Annotated in this window: 19 protein-coding genes and 1 tRNA gene; 11 read left to right on the top strand and 9 right to left on the bottom strand. The window is 42.9% G+C overall.

Annotated features, from left to right (window positions below):
• The first annotated feature begins 38 nt into the window (after positions 1-38).
• The 4 genes from D0C36_RS07260 (at position 39) to obgE (ending at position 2,401) form a co-directional block, all read left to right on the top strand.
• Positions 39-500 (top strand): redoxin domain-containing protein, encoded by a 462-nt coding sequence (locus D0C36_RS07260; RefSeq protein WP_117390881.1) that lies wholly within the window; start codon positions 39-41, stop codon positions 498-500.
• Between the two features lie 101 nt (positions 501-601).
• Positions 602-675: transfer RNA gene (locus D0C36_RS07255), tRNA-Arg, on the top strand.
• A gap of 62 nt (positions 676-737) precedes the next feature.
• Positions 738-1,310, top strand: a complete 573-nt coding sequence (locus tag D0C36_RS07250) for an adenylate kinase (RefSeq protein WP_117390880.1) — start codon at positions 738-740, stop codon at positions 1,308-1,310.
• Positions 1,311-1,402: 92 nt separating this feature from the next.
• Positions 1,403-2,401, top strand: coding sequence for a GTPase ObgE (gene obgE / locus D0C36_RS07245; protein ID WP_117390879.1), 999 nt, complete (start codon positions 1,403-1,405; stop codon positions 2,399-2,401).
• On the opposite strand, the gene D0C36_RS07240 is transcribed toward obgE, so the two are convergent.
• The 9 genes from D0C36_RS07240 to D0C36_RS07200 form a co-directional block, all read right to left on the bottom strand.
• Positions 2,402-3,982 (bottom strand): hypothetical protein, encoded by a 1,581-nt coding sequence (locus D0C36_RS07240; protein WP_117390878.1) that lies wholly within the window; start codon positions 3,980-3,982, stop codon positions 2,402-2,404. It lies immediately after the preceding gene.
• A gap of 2 nt (positions 3,983-3,984) precedes the next feature.
• Entirely contained in the window at positions 3,985-4,536 is a 552-nt protein-coding gene (locus tag D0C36_RS07235; RefSeq protein WP_117390877.1) for a WcaF family extracellular polysaccharide biosynthesis acetyltransferase, read from the bottom strand.
• Positions 4,537-4,556: 20 nt separating this feature from the next.
• Positions 4,557-5,417 carry a glycosyltransferase family 2 protein gene (locus D0C36_RS07230; RefSeq protein ID WP_117390876.1) on the bottom strand — a complete coding sequence of 287 codons (861 nt, stop codon included), beginning with the start codon at positions 5,415-5,417 and terminating at the stop codon, positions 4,557-4,559.
• Between the two features lie 58 nt (positions 5,418-5,475).
• Positions 5,476-6,618: an XrtY-associated glycosyltransferase XYAG1 gene (locus D0C36_RS07225; RefSeq protein WP_117390875.1), complete on the bottom strand. Its 1,143-nt coding sequence runs from the start codon at positions 6,616-6,618 to the stop codon at positions 5,476-5,478.
• Between the two features lie 11 nt (positions 6,619-6,629).
• The gene (locus D0C36_RS07220) at positions 6,630-7,493 is read right to left on the bottom strand and encodes an ABC transporter permease (protein ID WP_117390874.1); all 864 of its coding nucleotides are present in this window, start codon (positions 7,491-7,493) and stop codon (positions 6,630-6,632) included.
• Complete coding sequence (locus D0C36_RS07215; RefSeq protein ID WP_117390873.1) at positions 7,486-8,607, bottom strand: glycosyltransferase family 4 protein; 1,122 nt, start codon at positions 8,605-8,607, stop codon at positions 7,486-7,488. The genes D0C36_RS07220 and D0C36_RS07215 overlap by 8 nt, the downstream gene beginning before the upstream one ends.
• Entirely contained in the window at positions 8,600-10,372 is a 1,773-nt protein-coding gene (asnB, locus tag D0C36_RS07210; protein WP_117390872.1) for an asparagine synthase (glutamine-hydrolyzing), read from the bottom strand. The genes D0C36_RS07215 and asnB overlap by 8 nt, the downstream gene beginning before the upstream one ends.
• Positions 10,373-10,452: 80 nt before the next feature.
• Positions 10,453-10,968 carry a UpxY family transcription antiterminator gene (locus tag D0C36_RS07205; RefSeq protein ID WP_117390871.1) on the bottom strand — a complete coding sequence of 172 codons (516 nt, stop codon included), beginning with the start codon at positions 10,966-10,968 and terminating at the stop codon, positions 10,453-10,455.
• Positions 10,968-11,762 (bottom strand): polysaccharide biosynthesis/export family protein, encoded by a 795-nt coding sequence (locus tag D0C36_RS07200; RefSeq protein ID WP_158557088.1) that lies wholly within the window; start codon positions 11,760-11,762, stop codon positions 10,968-10,970. Before D0C36_RS07200 ends, D0C36_RS07205 begins: the two co-directional genes overlap by 1 nt.
• Positions 11,763-11,834: 72 nt before the next feature.
• On the opposite strand from D0C36_RS07200, the gene D0C36_RS07195 reads away from it, so the two are divergent.
• From D0C36_RS07195 to D0C36_RS07165, 7 genes are all read left to right on the top strand, one after another.
• Positions 11,835-12,581, top strand: a complete 747-nt coding sequence (locus D0C36_RS07195) for a glycosyltransferase family 2 protein (protein ID WP_117390869.1) — start codon at positions 11,835-11,837, stop codon at positions 12,579-12,581.
• Between the two features lie 56 nt (positions 12,582-12,637).
• Complete coding sequence (locus D0C36_RS07190) at positions 12,638-13,741, top strand: MraY family glycosyltransferase (protein WP_117390868.1); 1,104 nt, start codon at positions 12,638-12,640, stop codon at positions 13,739-13,741.
• 52 nt (positions 13,742-13,793) lie between these two features.
• Positions 13,794-14,795 carry a type I glyceraldehyde-3-phosphate dehydrogenase gene (gap, locus tag D0C36_RS07185; RefSeq protein WP_117390867.1) on the top strand — a complete coding sequence of 334 codons (1,002 nt, stop codon included), beginning with the start codon at positions 13,794-13,796 and terminating at the stop codon, positions 14,793-14,795.
• A complete protein-coding gene (locus D0C36_RS07180; protein WP_117390866.1) occupies positions 14,788-15,222 on the top strand; it encodes a GNAT family N-acetyltransferase in 435 nt (144 codons plus the stop codon). The genes gap and D0C36_RS07180 overlap by 8 nt, the downstream gene beginning before the upstream one ends.
• A gap of 97 nt (positions 15,223-15,319) precedes the next feature.
• Positions 15,320-16,510 carry a phosphoglycerate kinase gene (locus D0C36_RS07175; RefSeq protein ID WP_117390865.1) on the top strand — a complete coding sequence of 397 codons (1,191 nt, stop codon included), beginning with the start codon at positions 15,320-15,322 and terminating at the stop codon, positions 16,508-16,510.
• Positions 16,511-16,632: 122 nt separating this feature from the next.
• Positions 16,633-17,328, top strand: a complete 696-nt coding sequence (locus D0C36_RS07170; protein WP_147321952.1) for an outer membrane lipoprotein-sorting protein — start codon at positions 16,633-16,635, stop codon at positions 17,326-17,328.
• 86 nt (positions 17,329-17,414) lie between these two features.
• Positions 17,415-19,271: a CocE/NonD family hydrolase gene (locus D0C36_RS07165; RefSeq protein WP_117390863.1), complete on the top strand. Its 1,857-nt coding sequence runs from the start codon at positions 17,415-17,417 to the stop codon at positions 19,269-19,271.
• The last annotated feature ends 1 nt before the right edge of the window (position 19,272 follow it).

Below are 19,272 nucleotides of genomic sequence, written 5' to 3'. Positions count from 1 at the left end.
ATACTTTTAATGTTGTTATTTGCACAAAAAACAAAAACATGGCTATACAGATATGGCAGGATGCCCCTCAATTCACACTCGTATCAACAGATCTTAAACAAGTTTCACTGGCCGATTTTAAAGGGCAAAAGGTAATACTGCATTTTTTCCCAATGGCGTTTACCGGTACCTGCACCGAGCAGCTTTGTACCATGCGTGATGATTTTGGCTTTTATGAAGGCATCAACGCACAAGTATTTGGCATCTCTGTCGACTCGCCTTTTACCCTTGCTAAGTTCAAAGAGGAGCAAAAATACCAGTTCCCGCTGCTGTCTGATTTTAATAAAGAGGTATCAGAAGCCTATGGTGCGCTGTATAATGAGTTCTTTTTTGGGATGAAAGGTGTTTCAAAACGTGCTGCTTTTGTGATTGATGAGAACCAGCAAGTGATTTATGCTGAGGTACTTGAGGATGCCAATGAGCTGCCCAACTTTGCGGCTATCAAAGAAAAATTACAGTAATTTTTAAAAAAGTTTGCAGCGGATGCAAGAATATTCTATTTTTGCAGTCCGTTAAAAACGGGACGATATTGGTAACAATATCGGTTTTACATAGTAAAAATGCATTTGTAGCTCAATTGGATAGAGCATCTCACTACGGATGAGAAGGTTTGGGGTTCGAATCCCTACAAGTGCACTGAATTTTTTAAGCCTTTCCGTATAACAACAGAAAGGCTTTTAACTTTAATCACAAAAGGGATGCTTAACTTAGTACTGTTTGGTCCGCCCGGTGCCGGGAAGGGTACGCAATCACAAAAACTTATCGAAAAATTTGGCCTTATTCACCTTTCAACCGGTGATTTGCTGCGCGGCGAAATTGCACAAGGTACCACTCTTGGCCTTGAAGCAAAAAAGCTGATGGACGATGGCCAGTTAGTACCCGATGCAGTTGTTATAGGCATGATAAGCAATAAGCTTGATGCCAATAAAGAAGCACAGGGTTTTATTTTCGATGGTTTCCCGCGTACAGTTGCACAAGCTGAGGCTTTAGATGAACTGTTGGCTTCAAAAGAATCAGCCATATCAGGCATGATCGCTTTAGAGGTTAATGATACCGAGTTAGAGCAGCGTTTATTAAAACGTGGCGAAACATCAGGCAGGCCTGATGATGCCAACCCGGAAGTTATCCGCAAACGCATTAAAGAATACAATGATAAAACTGCACCGGTTGCAGGTTTTTATCAAAACCAAAATAAGTTTACCAGCATTAATGGTATAGGATCTATAGAGAACATCTTTGATTCTATTGATGGCGTTATTGCTGCGTATTAAGAAATATTAGTCCGCAAGTCTGGAAAGTCCGGAAGTCAGTAAAGCCGTTTGGTATGCTGTCTTTCGGACTTTCCGTTTCAAAATAAAATACCATGTCTCAGGGATCCAACTTTGTCGATTACGTAAAAATATGCTGCCGGTCTGGCCATGGCGGGCCGGGCTCTGCGCACCTGCACCGTGATGTTTTTACAGCCAAAGGCGGCCCTGATGGCGGCGATGGCGGCCGTGGCGGGCACGTTATTGTAAAAGGTAACGCCCAGTTATGGACGCTGCTTCACCTTAAATTCCGCAAGCACGTTATAGCCGGCGACGGTGAATCGGGCGGTAGCTCACAGCGCTCGGGCAAAACCGGCCGCGATGAGATACTTGAAGTGCCACTGGGTACCATTGCGCGTAATGCCGAAACAGGCGAGATACTGTTTGAGATAAATACTGATGGTGAGACCAAAATAATCACCCCCGGCGGCCGTGGTGGTTTGGGTAACTGGCACTTTAAAACACCAACCCAGCAAACCCCGCGCTTTGCCCAACCCGGCGAGGATGGAAAAGAAGACTGGAATATACTGGAACTGAAACTACTGGCCGATGTTGGTTTGGTAGGTTTTCCAAATGCAGGTAAATCAACCTTGCTATCAGTAGTATCAGCAGCTAAACCGGAGATAGCTGACTACGCTTTCACTACGCTTGTGCCCAACCTGGGTATTGTGAGCTACCGCGATAACCGCTCATTTGTAATGGCCGATATTCCGGGTATTATAGAAGGTGCATCGCAGGGTAAGGGATTGGGTATCCGTTTCCTTCGCCATATTGAGCGTAACTCTACGCTGCTGTTTATGGTACCTGCCGATACCAACCGCACCATTAAAGAGGAATACGATATTTTACTTAACGAGTTGAACGAGTATAACCCCGAACTGATGCACAAACCACGCGTACTGGCCATTACCAAAGCCGATATGCTGGATAAAGAGTTACAGGACGAAATGGAGAAGGAAGTGCCGAAAGATGTACCTCACGTATTCATATCATCGGTAGCGCAAAAAGGCATTACCGAGCTGAAAGATATGCTCTGGAAGGAAATTACCCGTTAATTACCTTGCTTCGGTAGCAAAGTAAAGTACATAATTGTCGCTTAGTTCTTTAAGCGAGAAACCTTTATACCCCGGGAAAGATTTGAGGATCACACTGGCGCGTATGCCAATGTATTTATGTGGCATCAGTATGTAGAGCGGGCCGGCGTGGCCTTTATGGATGTAATCGTCTACGTTGATGCTGATATCGCTGTTCAGCGGCTCTAAGGTTATCGAACGGTTATGGTTGATCTCCAAGCCCAGATCCGGGCTGAAAAATACAAACACGGCATTCTTGTTATGGTTATCCAGCATGCGGATGTAATCCAAACTTTCTTTATCAATAAACTGCTGGGCAATACCGCTGGTGCCGTAAACAGTTTCGGTTTTTAAGCCGATGTATGACAGCACGTAGAACTTTAATGAAAATAGCGCGACAACTCCAACTACCGCACCGAATGCATAACGATATGCTTTAGCCGCACGGCTAAATACGTAAATAGTTCCCGGTATGATGAGCAGGCCGATGATACGGAAATGCCTTGCCTCGAAAGAAATATCCAGTTTTCTGAAGAACGATGAACCGAGAAAAAAAACAGATACGATATAAAATATTACCAGCATGGTACTGTAACGGTTATCGGGCACGCGTTTGCAGATGGCGCAGATAAGTACGATACTCAAGACCGCAAGCAGTGCTATTATAATGATGGCTTGTACAGGATTAAATATTACGTTGCCGTTATGCTCTATCAACCCGTTAGCCAGGTCATCCAAAGAGAAACCTGCCAGCAGGGGCGAAGCGAGTGGGAAGGCAAATACTTTTATAGTAGAATCTAACCCAAGCGACTGCGATGATGGGTTTAAGCCTTTAGACAAATAGGTTACGTAAATAACCGCCAACGATATAACGGCAGGCACGCCTACCCAAAAGCCGTTTACCAGCCAATGTTTAATATGCGTGGTATGGCGCGATAACTGGATCCACATATAGATCAGCCCGGCGGCATACATCCACATAAATGATGATTTAGCGAAGAAGCCAATCCATCCCGCCAGGAGAACAAAAACGGCTAATGCGATACTTGGCTTATTGAAATGCAAACAGCCATACAGGAACCAGCCAATAAACGCAAAAAGTAACACCTCGCCGCCATTGTAAAATATATATGGCGTAAAAAACGACTGCTGCAGCGCTATAACCAATATTGCCAGCGCGCTGATAGTTTTGCTGAAGCCGGCTTTTTTGAAGAATTGATATAAACCGGCAAGCCCCAGGTATTGACAGATGACTACCGTTAGTGATGACGCATGCCCCAGATCAAGCCCGAAAAGTTTTTGAAATATCCCCGGTACTAAATATTGCCCCGGAGACCACCAGGATTTAAACTCTTCGCCGTTTTGAGCGATGTCCCATTGGCCGGGTAGCGTTAATATATTAAAGCCGTGCCCTTTTTGCATTCCACGCCAAACCTGGAAACCCCAGGCAGCATCCGGGTACACCCCTGCAGGGTTAACAAGCAACAGTATACCCATTACGGTTACCAATGCAAATACAATGTAAAGGATGATCTTGTGAGATGAAGCAGAACTGGCAGACATATTTATAGTATTTCGCGGTCCCTCACCTTTACGGCAGGGTTACCCTGGTAAATAGAATATGCATCGAGGTTTTTGGTGGTTACCGAGCCACTGCTGAGTATAGCATGACTACCGGCCACTACACTTTTATTTATGATAGCACCGTTGCCTATCCAAACGCCATCCTCTAAAGTTATAGGGCCGATGATCAAATCGAACGAGCGGCTTTTATAGTTATGGCTACCTGTTTGCAGCACAGCCCCCTGCGAGAGGCAAACGTTGCTGCCGATAGCGACAGTTGTGAGATTATCGATCCATACACCTTCGCCTATCCAAGTATGGTTGCCAATTTGCAGGTGCCAGGGATATTTGATATTTACGCGTGGCTTTATCATGACCCCATTGCCAATGCGCGCACCAAACAACCTTAGCAAAAACACTTTTACACCGCTTACCGGTAGCCATGCACTGTTTATGAAAATAGCATTCACATAATACCATAGCAGTCGCTTAAACGCGTTTGCGCCCGGATGGTAGGGGTGATTATTATATGTGGACAGATCGGTTTGCTGCATGTAAAGTATTTAGGCTTTGATCAGGCCTGTTTGTTGTTTGCTTGTTTTTGCAGTTCGTAAACTTTTATATCTATCATCATCCTAAACCAAAAGCCCTGCAAAAAATGGAAGACAAACCCGGTTTTGCCATCTAAAAAACCAAGTTTTATAAAGTACCTGATGAAAAAGTACAATATAGGCCTTACAAATAAAGGGAACGATTCGTATTTATTTTTCAGATAACGCCTGCGCTGCATGGGGTTTCCCAAAAACTTAGGTTGTATAAGTTCAGCATGGTTGGTTGCTGTTTTTTGGGCAAACAGATATTCTGCCTCAAGCGTGGCCCAATGGTTATGGCGGGTTACAAAAGTGTTTACCGAATCGGTGATGATATCTATAATATCTTCTTTTAAAATTTGGGTTTTGCCCTGTACCAGAAAATGCTGGTCGTAGAGTTTATCTTCACAGGCTCCAAACCCACGCCTGAACATATTGGCGTGGTAGGTAGGATAGTGCCCTCCATGTTTTATCCATTTGTTCATAAACATGGTACGGCGGCTTATCAGGAAGCCGTTCAACTCGGTATCAATTTGGGCGGATAGGATAGAATTGAGTTCTATAGCCAGTTCATTACTCACGCGGTGGTCTGCATCAAGGTTAAGTATCCAGGTGCCTTTTAATGGCAGGTTGTTAAGCGCCCAATTGCGCTGTGCTGCGTAATTTTCAAAAGGGTGGTTAACAATATTGTCGGTATATCTGCGGCAAATAGCCAGCGTTCCGTCTGTAGAACCAGAGTCTACTATATAGATGTTTGCATCAAGCGGCACTACGCTTTCAAGGCAGGCCTCAATGTTTTTTTCCTCGTTAAAGGTTAAAATGATGATATCTAAACTTTCGGTCAACTTAATCAGGCTTTTTGGGGATGGACTTTCAAATTAAGGCAATACCACTATGTTATGCTCACAAATTTGTTGCTTTTTTATACAAAGCGATGTATTGCTGCACAAGTTTATCGGCATTAAAATCTTCACGAATAATTGATGGAGCGGTGGTGTTTATGCGTTCAAAGGCTTGGCTAAAGCCGCGATAGCTCTGATTAAGTTGCCGCGCAAGGTCCTCATTTTCGGCTTTACAGATCCAACCCAGATTTTTTTCGGCTACATAATCAGCCAAACCAACTTTGTCGCTTATTAATACAGGCGTGCCTACACTCAAACTTTCTATAACCACATTACCAAAGTTTTCATCATGCGATGGGAGTACCATTAAATGATGATCGCTTAGGACATTAAATTTATCCTCGTTTACAAAGCCAATCCAATTTATTTTTTGGGCAATGCCGGTATCGTTTATCAGTGCTTGCAGCGATTTAATGTACTCCGGTTCGCCGGTACCCGCGATAGTAAGGCTGAACGAAAAATTAAGGTAGGGCAGTGCTTTTAATAAGATGTCCAATCCTTTCTTTTCTTCGATACGGGAGAAGAAGAGAAGCCTAAGGGGGGATGTTTCATCAATGTATCTTACAGCTGGTAGTTGCGCCGGCAGTTTTACAAAGTTTGGGATCACATTAATGCTTACCGGTTTTACTAATCCCATAAAAGCATTAGCTTCGGTTTGTGCAGTGGCATGTATATGGCATTTGGGTAAAAGCTTTTTGCCCAGTGCAAGGTGTATCAGTTTTTTTTTGAGGTTATTACGGTTGATGAACGAGTAGGCACTTAAAGTTCCTCTTGGCGATAATATAACCGGGACGCCTTTTTTTACTGCAGTTAAAGCAGCTAACACCGATACCAGGTTCCACCAGGCATGTATATGCACTGCATCAAATTCTTTTATCCTGGCTCTTAAGGTTTTTAAAAGCAAGGGCGATAAATGTGTATGATCTTTGGTGATGCGTTTAAAGTACGTTACCGTAACGCCATCTACCTTTACAGGTACATTGGATGTTAACGATAATTCGGTACTGCCGTTAGCAGTGGTAGTAAACACTTCAACCTGTGTACCTGCTTTAACCAAAGCCTCGCACAATGCACCTACCGACATAATTGGCCCGCCATAGATATAGGCTGGTTTGTAGGATGCGCTAATGTGCAATATTTTCAATTGTGATCGTATTAAACAGTATCAACAAATGTTTTCTCAACCTTATTATATATTACTATACCCAATAGTATAATAATTGTAGTAGCAAGCGTACAGTAACCCAACAAGGCAAAATCAAAGCTGCCCTTGCCCAGAAAACCGTACCTAAAGGTTTCTATCACCGCGGTTATTGGGTTATATTTAACAATCCAGCTATAACCCGGGAACTTGCTCTGCGCCTCTGATAATGGATAAACCACTGTTGTTGCATACATTAATAACGGAACGCCAAAGGTTACCACAAAAGCAAGGTCGCGGTATTTTGTAGTTACGGCAGATATGATCATGCCTAAGCCTAAGCCTTGTGCTGCTATCAGCAACAACAAAAAAGGGAAAAGCAATGCATAAGCGTTTATTCCTATTTGGGCGCCCTTAACGAAATAGAAGCAAGCCATGCCTATAAATAATACCAGCTGTACGGCAAAACGGATAAGGTTTGAAGCAACTACGCTTAAAGGCATTATAAGGCGTGGGAAATATACTTTGCTCATTAAGGCAGAGTTATCTTTAAACACGGTAGATGTTTTAGTAAGGCAATCGGCAAAGTAGTTCCAAAGTATAGTGCCGGCAAGGTAAAAAAGCGGCTTAGGTACCCCATCAGTAGGGATGCCTGCCAAATTGCCGAAAACAAAGGTGTAAAACACAACGGTGATAACCGGTTGTATAAAGAACCATATTGGCCCCAGTATGGTTTGCTTGTAAAAAGCTACAAAATCGCGGCGAACCAGTAGTACCAGCAGGTCGCGGTAATGCCAAACATCATTTAACCGAAGATCGAATAAGTTGCTCTGCGGCTTTATTACAATGTCCCAGTGTTCATCCTTGTCCTCAGTCATTTATTAACATTTTTTGTATAATTTCAATGTAATTGCGTTCGCTAAAATGTGCCATGCATTGTTGTTGCAGCTCTTTGCGTTTGGTAAGCGTTAATGGCTCTGCAAGGCTCCCGGCAATGGTGCTTTCTATCTCATCATCGCTATCCGGATTAATTGCTACGCCCAATTCTCCGTTACGTATAGCATCAACACTGCCATCTGTATTGCCACAAATAACAGGAAGGCCGCAAGATAAGGCTTCGATAAAAACTATCCCAAAACCTTCTTTTTTGCTGGGCAACACAAACAGATCGGCCATTAAAAAATGATCGGGTATCTCTTGTTCGGCTATAAAACCTGTTAGTATAACCTGCTCTGTAATATCGTAATCTGTAATAAGTTTTTTGATGCGATCGCCTTCTGCTTTATCGTAACTACCCGCTAAGATATACTTTATATTATGGTATTGTTTTTTTAGCTGTACTACGGCTTTAAGTACCCTGTCATGCCCTTTATATTGTTCTGTAGAGGCGAGGCGGGCAAGGCTTAATATCACTTTGTGTTTTTCATTAAGGCCATAGCGTTGTAATAAATACGCGGGCTTGCTGAATACCGCAGGCAAAGGCATAAAAGGGTCAAGCACGTTGTTTAGCACTTCGCATTTTTCTGCAGGCAAATGGTGAAAAGCTTTCATCTGCTCAAGTGTAAAGCGGCTAACACATAGTACTTTATCGCAGCTGTTTAATAGTTTACGTTTATTGAATGATAGCGGGCACCAAACCTCAATACCGTGGGCTATAAGCCATATTTTGGTCTTTGGGCTTAGTAATTTAATAAGCAAGCCAACCAGTGCCAGGTTAATATGGCTAAGGATGATTACATCAGGTTTATCGGCCTTAAAAACGTTTTGCAGGATAAAACCTATCTTGTTACGGCCAAAGCCCTTAAAATTTGCTTGCGGCAAATACCGGGGCATAAGGTCGGTATCTTTGTCATATAATGAGATGAGTTTAAAATCCCAGTGTTGGTTACTGCAAATATTATGAAGGGAGTGTGCTAAAGTACGCGTCATTTTTTGAATGCCGCCTGTGTTGCTAAAGGTTTGCAACGAGAAGAGTACGATTTTTTTAGACATGCCCCTGCACCTGGAATAATGCAAAGGCCCTTGACCAATGCAGCTTCCCGGTTTTAAATTCTTTTATTTTTTGTTTAGCTAAAGCACCCCTGTAATTTTCAACCGCGCTAATATCCTTGTTTGCTGCCATCCACTGTTGCAGCGGAAATGTGAAGCCCATCTTTTTTCTTTGCCATACAGCGGCGGGTAGCAAGTTTTTAAAACTATCTATTAACAATTGTTTGGGTGCAGCGGCAAATCGTATTTCTGGGTTTATGCTTTCGGTAAAGGCTGTAAAATCTTCATCTAAGAATGGTACCCTTACCTCAAGGCCATGCTGCATACTCATCATATCGGTATCGCGAAGCAATTGGTTTTTCATATACAAGCCACCCTCTAAACGGGCCGCTTTCAATTTATCATAAGGTGTTTTATCGGGCATGCTATCAGCAAATAATATATCCTTGATATGGATACTGCTGGTGCCTGTAAAAGCAGCAATTTCATTGATAGAGAAAATGCCGCGCAAAGCAAGATAATCGGCGTTTAAGCCGTTATTTGCGAGGTAACTTATTTTTTTGTAGCCTGCTGAAGCGGCAAGCGAAAAAAGTGACAAGGCAGCAGCCGGTAGCTTTTTAAGGTATTCCAGGTATTTTATACGATGAAAAGATGGATAACCACCAAAAAGCTCATCGCCACCCAGGCCCGATAAAACTGTTTTTAAGCCCGCCTCCCGCGCATACTTACTAATAAACCAGCTGTTTATACCATCAGTAGTTGGCATATCCATAGCCTGTAGCACGGCAGGGAAAAACCGTTCAAACTCTTGCTGTTGAACAAGATGCGTATAATTTTTACCTGATATTTTTTCTAATACAGCCTGCTGATAAGTGCGCTCGTCATATTGCTTTTCGTTGAAAAAGATAGAAACCGTTTGTAGTTGTTCTATCTGTTCATTAGCAAGTAAAGTGATAAGGCTGGAATCGATACCGCCACTGAGGAATACCCCGATAGGTGCATCGGCTATTAATTGCCTCTTTATTGCTGTGTTTAATGCCTGTACAATGCCCTCTTGTGCAAGCTCCTTACTATTTACAGGTGCTGTTTCAGTATTAACCCTGTAGGCATTTATTGTGTACGAGCCGTTTTTTTGCCAGCGCAGGTAATGGCTTTTAGGCAAGCTATAAACATTTTGCAACGTGGTGTGTGGCTCGGGTATGTGGCCATACGCCAACAGGTAAACGGGCCAGTTGGCGTTACCCTGTGTACTTATACCTGCGGCTTTAAACGCCTTTACTTCTGATGCAAAAGCCAATTGGCTGTTTTGTATGTTATAATACAGGGGTTTAATACCTGCACTATCTCTCACAAGGTAAACTTCGTTGGTTTTAACATCATGCAGTGCAAAGGCAAACATACCACGCAACCTGCCAAAGGCCGAGACATTCCAATGCAAATATGCCTGTAATATTACCTCGGTATCGGTATTATTGGTAAATACCGCTCCCAGTAACTTAAGCTCATGCTTTAACTCCGGATAGTTATATATTTCGCCGTTAAAACTTATAATAACTTCTGCAACACTATCGGCCATAGGTTGATGGCCATTAGCACTCAAATCAATTATCGACAAGCGCCGGTGTCCAAATATCACCGAATTATCTTTGCTTACATAAAGGCCCTCATCATCGGGGCCGCCATGCTGCAAAGCATCACACATTGCTTTAACTTTAGCGCTCTCGTTTCCGGTATTTTGGGGATTTACCAGCCCTGCTATCCTGCACATATTTTCCGGCTAAACACAGCTTCGCTTCGTAAGTCACATTTTGAGGCAACTTATCAGCTACAGCCATATCAATAAGGTTATTAAAACCTGTCTATTAATGCTGCCGGGGCGTTTACTATTATAGATTGCCCCAGGTTTTCTAATCGTATCAGTAATTGCTTTTGCGAGCGATAGGCAACCATTTCGCCGCTTATGCCTTTCAATGGCCCGGCTTTAACGGTTATTTTTTCGCCCGGTTGCAAATTCTCTTCGGTAACTTCCATTTCAAACGCACTGGCCATCAACAACCTAAGCTCCTCTATTTGTTTATCAGGCATGCCGGCTATTTTCCCGGAGAAATATAAAAAACGTGCAACACCTTTTGTCATTAAAACCTCTGCTTGTTTTGCGGGTGCAATACGCACAAAAAGGTATGATGGTATCAAAGGTTCTTCAACCCATTTTTTACGGTCGCTCCAGTTCTTTAGTTTGCGTTGCAAAGGCAGGTAAGCCTCAATGCCCTTAGCGGTTAATGCTTCAAACGCTTTCTTTTCTGCACGTGCATTAGTGTAAACAGGGTACCACTTCATATCGTTATTACCCGCTGTGCCTTCCATTATTGCCTGGTAAGGGTAAATATCACCAATGCAGTATTAATGATAAGTAATGCCGGTTGCACCCATGTGTTCAGGTTCTGCAGGTTTTCAGTCCTTATGGCGCGCTTGTTTTGTGCAACGTAAATGATGTCGCCGTTTTGCATTATAGTGCGTGGGTCTGATACTGAACGGAGGTCGCTCAGATCAATTATATGCACCTCTTGGTTTTTACCCTTGCCCCTTATTATTTTTATATTTTTTTCATTGGCGCCCGTCGTTAAGCCACCGGCTTGTCCAATCATTTCAACCAGGGTAATGTTATCTTTTAACAAAGGGATGTTGCCCGGCGATTTTACTTCGCCAAGCAGGGTAACCTTCAAATTGGTTACCTTAAGCTCAATTATAGGGTCTTTAAGTAAGTTTTTGCGGTAAAGATCTTCAATTAGTTTGGCAGCCTGCGGGCGGGTTAAGCCTGCAACTTGTACATGGCCCAATACAGGCAATGTTATTGTGCCATCGTCTTCAACCTGGTAGGTTTGCCCACTGCCACTACCCCCTGAGCCTGAGCCGCTGCTTACTGACGAAGATGGACCATCATCAATAATATATCTTACGTTTTGAAGATTGCGGATCTGAAGAGCATCTTGCGACTGTATACGATAAGGGGTTGGCTTTGCCTGTTGCGCTGTATCTGTTGCTGTTGTTTGCTTGGTTTGAAATAGCAGCTGGTTTTGTTTGTAAGAGCAGGACGTGGCAATAAAAACCAATGCCGTAAAAATAATAAAGTGTAGTAGGCGCATATTTATATACTGCATAATGTTGTCAATTAAATTAGGCAGCATTTTCAAAAATACATAATTTGCGGGTAATTAATGCAGCTATAAAAGTTGGAATATCCCAAAATATCGGTTATTACTGTTTGCTATAACGCAGTTACTACTATTGAACGTTGCATTAAATCTGTTGTATCGCAGCAATACCCCAACGTAGAATATATTATTATTGATGGTGGCTCTGCCGATGGTACCCTTGAAGTGATATCGCATTACCGCGAACATATATCTGTTTTGGTTTCTGAGAAAGACGAGGGCATTTACGATGCAATGAATAAAGGTCTTGAATTATCTTCAGGGGAAATAATAGGTGTGCTTAATGCGGATGATTTTTTTTCTGAAGAAAATATTTTAACTGTAGTAAACGTAACCTTTCAGGAGCACCATCCGTATATTGTGTACGGCGACCTTGATTACGTCGATGCTGCCGGTAAAATAGTGCGTAAATGGCGCAGCGGGACTTATAAAAAAGGATCATTCAACTTTGGTTGGATGCCACCGCACCCTACGTTTTATTGCAAAAAGGAGTTATTTGACAAATTGGGCAATTATAGTCTGGCTTATGGTTCGGCTGCCGATTATGAACTGATGGCAAGGTTTATACATGCCAATGGCGTTGCGGTGCATTACATACCTGTTGTTATGGTTAAAATGATGGTAGGGGGCGTAAGTAACAGCAGTTTAGGTAACCGGGTTAAGGCATTGATGTATGATCTTAGGGCAATGTATAAGAATAAGTTGTTTTTTCCGCCTATGGCGTTGATGTTCAAGCCTTTAAGAAAAATAAAACAATTTTTTTAATATGTTATCATTAAGTATCTTTGCGAGAAGATGATTGCCCCTAACTAATTTATCTGATGCAGGAGTATTTAGGTACTTACTATTTTATTTATTATTTGCTGATCGCTACTTTCTCGGTACTGATCACCTTGCTGGCAATCCCGTCTATTTTACACGTTGCCCGCACCCGGCATTTGTATGATGATGTTGGCCATTTCCGTAAACAGCATGACCATGGCATACCTCGCCTTGGCGGTGTTGCAATATTTGTAAGCTTTACTATTACCCTTCTTTTATTTAGCATTTTAGATAAAACTATTCCTATCAGTTACATACTGGCTGCCAGTATTGTGCTGTTTATAATGGGGATCAAAGATGATCTGTCGGGTGTTAACCCAAGTACTAAATTTTTGATACAGCTGGTAGTGGCCACATTGTTGGTTACCTTAGGAAACATCCGTTTTACAAGCATGTACGGTATTTTGGGTTATCACGATATCCCTTATATCACAAGTGCGGTATTATCTGTGTTATTTATCATACTCATCATAAACGCATTTAACCTTATTGATGGTATTGATGGCCTTGCCGCTACAACCTGCATAATTGTGAACGGAACGTTTGCAGCGTTGTTTATGTATATTAAGCATTATGAGCTTGCTGCCGTTGCTTTGGCTATAGTAGGTGCGGTATTTGGTTTTTTACGTTATAATTTAACGCCTGCAAAAATATTTATGGGCGATGCCGGCTCATTGCTAATTGGGCTTATATCGGCTATATTGGCAGTAAGATTTATTGAACTTAACAGGTTTAAAGCGGGCGTAACGCCCGAAGTTATCTCGGCCCCGGCTTTAACTTTCGCCATACTGATAGGGCCTATATTTGACACCCTACGCGTTTTTATCCTGCGTATTGCAACAGGTAAATCGCCTTTTATGGCAGATCGTAACCACATCCATCACCGTATACTTAACCTGGGTTACACGCACCTGCAAACCGTTTTGATGTTGGCTACGGTAAATATCGGGCTTATTTTTATAGCCTATTTCTTTTCCGAATTGGGCAACTTTACACTTATGCTTATCATATTTGGCATCAGCATGTTTTTTAACTGGATGATAACCTTTGCTTTGCGCAATCGCCAGCGCGAAAAGTTATCCCTGCGTAACTTGTTCATATAAGCCCTATACACTTTTTTAATTTAAGTAAATTTGCATCCTAATTTGTTACTGAATGAGGATCGCTATAAATGGGTTTGGCCGCATTGGCCGCATTTTCCTTCGTACTATATTTAACAAGCCGGGTATTGAGGTTGTTGCCATTAACGACCTTACTGATACCGCTACGCTTGCTCACCTGTTTAAATACGACTCCGTTCATCGTGGGTTTAAAGGCATCGTTACAAATGATCACGATAATATTATCGTAAACGGCAAAGCTATAAAAGTACTTCGCCAGGCCGATCCTGCTTTATTGCCATGGGCTGAGATGGATATTGATCTGGTAATAGAATCAACCGGAAAATATGCCTCGCACGATGGTGCACAAAAACATCTTACCGCGGGTGCCAAACAGGTAATTATATCGGCACCATCAACCGACAAAGATGTTCCTACAGTAGTATTGGGCGTTAACGATGATGAGGTGGATATCCATGCGCCTATCCTGTCAAACGCATCGTGTACAACCAATAATGTGGCTGCCATGGTGAAGATACTGGATGATAACTGGCATATACAGGATGGCTACATCACCACCGTACACTCCATGACAGGCGACCAAAACCTGCACGATGCCCCGCATAAAGACCTGCGCCGTGCACGTGCTGCGTCATCATCCATCATCCCAACAACAACAGGTGCTGCAAAGGCTATCACCAATATATTTCCGCACCTGGATGGTAAACTGGGTGGGGCGGGTATCCGTGTGCCGGTATTGAACGGTTCGCTTACTGATTTTACCTGTAGCCTTGCCAAATTACCAACCGTAGAGGAAATCAATGCAGCATTTAAAACCGCTGCTGATGGCCCCATGAAAAATATATTGGAATATACCGAAGATCCGATAGTGTCTGTCGATATATTAGATAATCCCCACAGTTGCATTTTTGATGCCCAGTTAACCTCAATAGTTGGCGGATTGGTTAAGGTAGTAGGCTGGTATGATAACGAGATGGGTTACTCGAGCCGTTTGGCTGACCTGGTTGAAAAAATAAGCCTTACCAAGCATGATTAAGTTTATTACTGCCGATGATGTGCTGCCTATCCGTAATACAGTATTGCGCGAGGGGAAACTAACTTTGGATGAATGCCGTTTTGTAAACGACGATGCTGAAGATACTTTTCACTTAGGTTACTTTGTAGGCGATGAGTTGGCTTGTATAGCTTCGTTCCATCCGCAGGGATATGAGAAATTTGAAGGTAAAGCCTACCAGTTACGCGGCATGGCTACTTTAGAAAAATACCGCGGCAAAGGCTACGGCAACATGCTGGTAAACTTTGCCATTACCTATCTGCGCGGCCAAAAAGTGAATTATATGTGGTGTAATGCCCGCAAAAAGGCCGTGCCGTTTTATTTAGGCGTAGGCTTCGAGATTGTATCGCCCGAGTTTGACATCCCCGACATCGGTCCGCACCATGTAATGTATGTTAAGATAAGGTGAAATTTCAATGAAAAACAAACACCTTTTTTACTTTAGCGTTGCTGTTTAGAATAAATTTCGGCAATTTGCGCCGTTACATCAATTATATACTATTTATATGAAGACAATTGATCAGATAAGTTTTAACGGTAAACGTGCCCTCATTCGTGTGGATTTTAACGTGCCACTGGATGAGAATTACAACATTACCGACGATAACCGCATGACCGCGGCCCTGCCTACCATCAAAAAGATATTGAAAGATGGCGGCGCAGTTATCCTGATGTCGCACCTGGGCAGACCAAAAGACGGCCCAACCGAAAAATATAGCTTAAAACACCTTGTTCCGCACCTGTCTGACCTATTGGGCCAACAAGTAGAGTTTGCTGATGATTGCATTGGCGAAGATGCTCTTCAGAAATCAAAAGAGATTGAAAAAGGTGAAGTTCTATTATTAGAGAACCTTCGTTTTTACAAAGAAGAAGAGAAAGGCGATGTAGCTTTTGCTGAGAAATTGTCAAAACTTGGCGATATCTACGTGAACGATGCATTTGGTACAGCTCACCGTGCACACGCTTCAACAGCTGTAATAGCACAGTTCTTCCCTGAAGCCAAAGTATTCGGTTACCTGATGGCTGCTGAGTTGAACAACGCCGAGAAAATTTTAAACGGTGCTGCAAAACCATTTACCGCTATTATGGGCGGCTCAAAAGTATCTGATAAGATCCAACTGATTGAGCGCCTGATGGAGAAGGTTGATAACCTTATTATTGGTGGCGGTATGGCTTATACCTTTGCCAAAGCAGATGGTGGCGAAATCGGTACCTCATTATTAGAGGCTGATAAACTTGATCTTGCCCGCACCCTGGTACAAAAAGCAAAAGAAAAAGGCGTTAACCTGCTGTTGCCGGTTGATAACGTTATTGCCGATAAATTTGCCAATGATGCTAACCGCGACGTGGCTAAAACAGGCGAGATCCCTGGTGAGTGGATGGGTTTAGATATTGGCCCCGAAACCATCAAATTGTTTAGCAAAGTGGTTGAAGAATCAAAAACTATCCTTTGGAACGGCCCTATGGGTGTGTTTGAGATGGATAACTTTATGGCAGGTACCAAAGCAATTGCTGATGCAGTGGCCAAAGCAACCGATAACGGTGCTTTCTCACTAATTGGTGGTGGCGACTCTGCTGCTGCTGTTGCCAAGTTTGATATGGTTGGCGATGTTAGCTACGTATCAACCGGTGGTGGTGCTTTGTTAGAGTACATGGAAGGTAAAGAACTTCCGGGTGTTAAAGCCATCAACGAATAAGAATACTATTCAATTATAAATAAAAAAGGCAGCCATGAAAATGGTTGCCTTTTTTGTTTACTGCAACAATAATTTTTGCCGGTTCGGGCAACAAATCGTGCTTCTTTTATTATTTTCAGGGCATGTTTAAAACCTTATCAGCATTATTATTTATTACCTGTCTGTCTTGTTTTTCGGCAGTAGCGCAAAAGCTCCCATCTGCAGAAAAAGTTATAGCACGATATGTAGAAGTTATCGGCGGTAGTAAAAAATGGGCAGCCATAAAAACATCAGAATTTCGCCTCGAATTAAGCGGAGATTCGACCGTTAAAATACATATTGTTAAAAAGATACCTGATGCATATTATCAAAGCCTTACCGCTGCTAATGCCAGTGAAACATCTACGTACAATAAAGGCAAGCTTGTTAATACTATAAATAGTGAGATAAGCCGTATAACAGACCCTAAGGCGATTGATGACCTCGCTTTACAAGCCTATGCCCTGCCCGATATGGCTTATAAAAATTTAGGTTATACCATGGTTAACCTGGGCATAAAATATGTTGATGATATGCCTTGTTATGAAATTAAACTGGTATCAAAACTTGGTACAGAGATACTAAACTATTATGAAGTAAAAAGTGGTTACCTTAGAATGGTTGATACCCGCGATATGAAAAGCTATTTTGAGGATTACAAAATGGTACAAGGTTACGGACTGCCTCATGATATGAAAATGCTGGTGCAAGGAACTATGATAGTATTTAAAGTGAAAAGCTGGGTTATCAACAAACCAATTGACGAAAGCTTGTTTATTACCCCTGATGCTTCTAAGTAACATTAAGTAACGATTTTGTAGAAGGCTTTGATTTATCAGCGCCTTCTTTTGTTTTTTGATTATTTTTAAAGCATCAACCCACAGTAATGAAAAGAACTCTCCTTATAGCTTTAAGCCTTTTGCTTTCAGCTTTCAACACCTTTGCGCAAAGCGATGCTGCTTACATTAAAGACAACTATACCAAGTACGAGTATCAGATACCCATGCGCGATGGCAAAAAACTGTTCACATCGGTTTACGTGCCTAAAGATCAGTCTAAAAAATACCCTGTAATGATGGACAGGACGCCTTACAGCGTTGGTCCGTATGGGGCTGATAAATACAAAGGCAGCCTGGGGCCGTCATCACAATTTGTGCATGATGGTTACATATTTGTTTACCAGGATGTGCGTGGCCGGTGGATGAGCGAGGGCATCTATGAAGAGATGACGCCTGAGCTGGAGCAGCATAAGACAAATAAAGATGTTGATGAGGGCACCGATACCTACGATACCATCGACTGGCTTATCAAAAACCTGCCAAACAACAATGGCAAAGTAGGGGTGTGGGGCATATCTTATCCCGGCTTCTATAGCACAACGGCTTTGCTTAGCCGCCATCCGGCTTTGGCTGCGGTATCGCCACAGGCTCCAATTGCCGATTTATATCGCGATGATGCATTCCACAATGGCGCATTTATGCTGGTAGCCAACTTTGGTTTCTACCCGGGCTTTACCAATCGCCAGGATGATAAGCCTACCCAGCGCCGTGCCAAAGGCTTTAACCCCGGCACTAACGATGGTTACAAATTCTTTATGGAGATGGGCAGCATGCGCAACTCCAACGTAAAGTATTACAAAGACACCATCCGCCTGTGGAACGAAATGATGGATCACCCGGATTATGACCAGCACTGGAAAGACCGCAACGTGTTAACACACTTGCATGATATTAAAACACCAACGCTGGTAACCGGCGGCTGGTATGATGCCGAAGACCTTTACGGCGCTATCAATACTTACAAAGTATTGGTTAAGAATAATCCTAAAACGCCTGTTTACTTTGCGATGGGCCCATGGGTGCATGGCGGCTGGGCACGCGGCAACGGAGACCATCTGGGGGATGTAAGCTTCGGCGAACCAACAGGGCCAATGTACCGCGAGAAGATAGAGTTTGCCTTCTTTAGCCATTACCTTAAAGGCACACCCATGGATGTGGCTAACGTAAATACATTTGAAACGGGCATCAACCAATGGAAAACTTACAAGCAATGGCCACCTGTTGATGCACAGGAAAAGAACCTGTATTTACTGCCGGGCGGTAAGCTATCGTTCACAGCGCCTGTTACTACTAAGAATGACTACAAAGAGTTTGTATCAGACCCTATGAACCCGGTGCCTTTTATTGAGGGCACCGATTTCGACATGACCCGCGAGTACATGACCGCCGACCAGCGCTTTGCCGAAAAACGCCCGGATGTGTTAACCTACCAAACCGAAATACTGGATAAAGACATTACCATTGCAGGCAATATTTGGGCAAACCTAAAAGTAAGCACCACCAGTACCGATGCTGATTGGGTGGTGAAAGTTTTAGATGTTTATCCTGATACCGCAAGCGCCAATAAATTTACCGGCAAAGGCGTAACCATGGCCGGCTACGAGCAAATGGTGCGCAGCGAGGCAATGCGTGGCAAATACCGTAACAGCTTTAGCAAACCAGAGCCTTTTGTGCCGGGCAAAGTAACGGCTGTTAATTTCGAGTTACAGGATGTGCTGCATACCTTTAAAAAAGGGCATCGTATTATGGTGCAGATCCAAAGCACATGGTTCCCGCTTATTGACAGGAATACCCAGCAGTTTCAGGATATCATGAAAGCAAAGGATACCGACTTTAAGAAAGCAACACACAGGGTGTACAGCTCAAAAGCAAACCCGAGTTATTTGAAAGTTAGGGTGATGTAAA

The sequence above is a fragment of the Mucilaginibacter conchicola genome (genome assembly GCF_003432115.1).
Lineage (GTDB): Bacteria > Bacteroidota > Bacteroidia > Sphingobacteriales > Sphingobacteriaceae > Mucilaginibacter > Mucilaginibacter conchicola.
The sequence above is the reverse complement of the archived record's forward strand: the minus strand, read 5'-3'. Positions and strand labels throughout refer to the sequence as shown.

What these genes read in the sequence shown, in the direction of transcription:
- D0C36_RS07260 (WP_117390881.1), top strand. Translation starts at nt 39, where the DNA reads ATGGCTATACAGATATGGCAGGATGCCCCTCAATTCACACTCGTATCA.
- D0C36_RS07250 (WP_117390880.1), top strand. Translation starts at nt 738, where the DNA reads ATGCTTAACTTAGTACTGTTTGGTCCGCCCGGTGCCGGGAAGGGTACG.
- D0C36_RS07180 (WP_117390866.1), top strand. Translation starts at nt 14,788, where the DNA reads ATGATTAAGTTTATTACTGCCGATGATGTGCTGCCTATCCGTAATACA.
- D0C36_RS07215 (WP_117390873.1), bottom strand. Translation starts at nt 8,607, where the DNA reads ATGTCTAAAAAAATCGTACTCTTCTCGTTGCAAACCTTTAGCAACACA.
- D0C36_RS07240 (WP_117390878.1), bottom strand. Translation starts at nt 3,982, where the DNA reads ATGTCTGCCAGTTCTGCTTCATCTCACAAGATCATCCTTTACATTGTA.
- D0C36_RS07190 (WP_117390868.1), top strand. Translation starts at nt 12,638, where the DNA reads ATGCAGGAGTATTTAGGTACTTACTATTTTATTTATTATTTGCTGATC.
- D0C36_RS07235 (WP_117390877.1), bottom strand. Translation starts at nt 4,536, where the DNA reads ATGCAGCAAACCGATCTGTCCACATATAATAATCACCCCTACCATCCG.
- D0C36_RS07220 (WP_117390874.1), bottom strand. Translation starts at nt 7,493, where the DNA reads ATGACTGAGGACAAGGATGAACACTGGGACATTGTAATAAAGCCGCAG.
- gap (WP_117390867.1), top strand. Translation starts at nt 13,794, where the DNA reads ATGAGGATCGCTATAAATGGGTTTGGCCGCATTGGCCGCATTTTCCTT.
- D0C36_RS07175 (WP_117390865.1), top strand. Translation starts at nt 15,320, where the DNA reads ATGAAGACAATTGATCAGATAAGTTTTAACGGTAAACGTGCCCTCATT.
- asnB (WP_117390872.1), bottom strand. Translation starts at nt 10,372, where the DNA reads ATGTGCAGGATAGCAGGGCTGGTAAATCCCCAAAATACCGGAAACGAG.
- D0C36_RS07170 (WP_147321952.1), top strand. Translation starts at nt 16,633, where the DNA reads ATGTTTAAAACCTTATCAGCATTATTATTTATTACCTGTCTGTCTTGT.
- D0C36_RS07200 (WP_158557088.1), bottom strand. Translation starts at nt 11,762, where the DNA reads ATGCAGTATATAAATATGCGCCTACTACACTTTATTATTTTTACGGCA.
- D0C36_RS07165 (WP_117390863.1), top strand. Translation starts at nt 17,415, where the DNA reads ATGAAAAGAACTCTCCTTATAGCTTTAAGCCTTTTGCTTTCAGCTTTC.
- D0C36_RS07205 (WP_117390871.1), bottom strand. Translation starts at nt 10,968, where the DNA reads ATGGAAGGCACAGCGGGTAATAACGATATGAAGTGGTACCCTGTTTAC.
- obgE (WP_117390879.1), top strand. Translation starts at nt 1,403, where the DNA reads ATGTCTCAGGGATCCAACTTTGTCGATTACGTAAAAATATGCTGCCGG.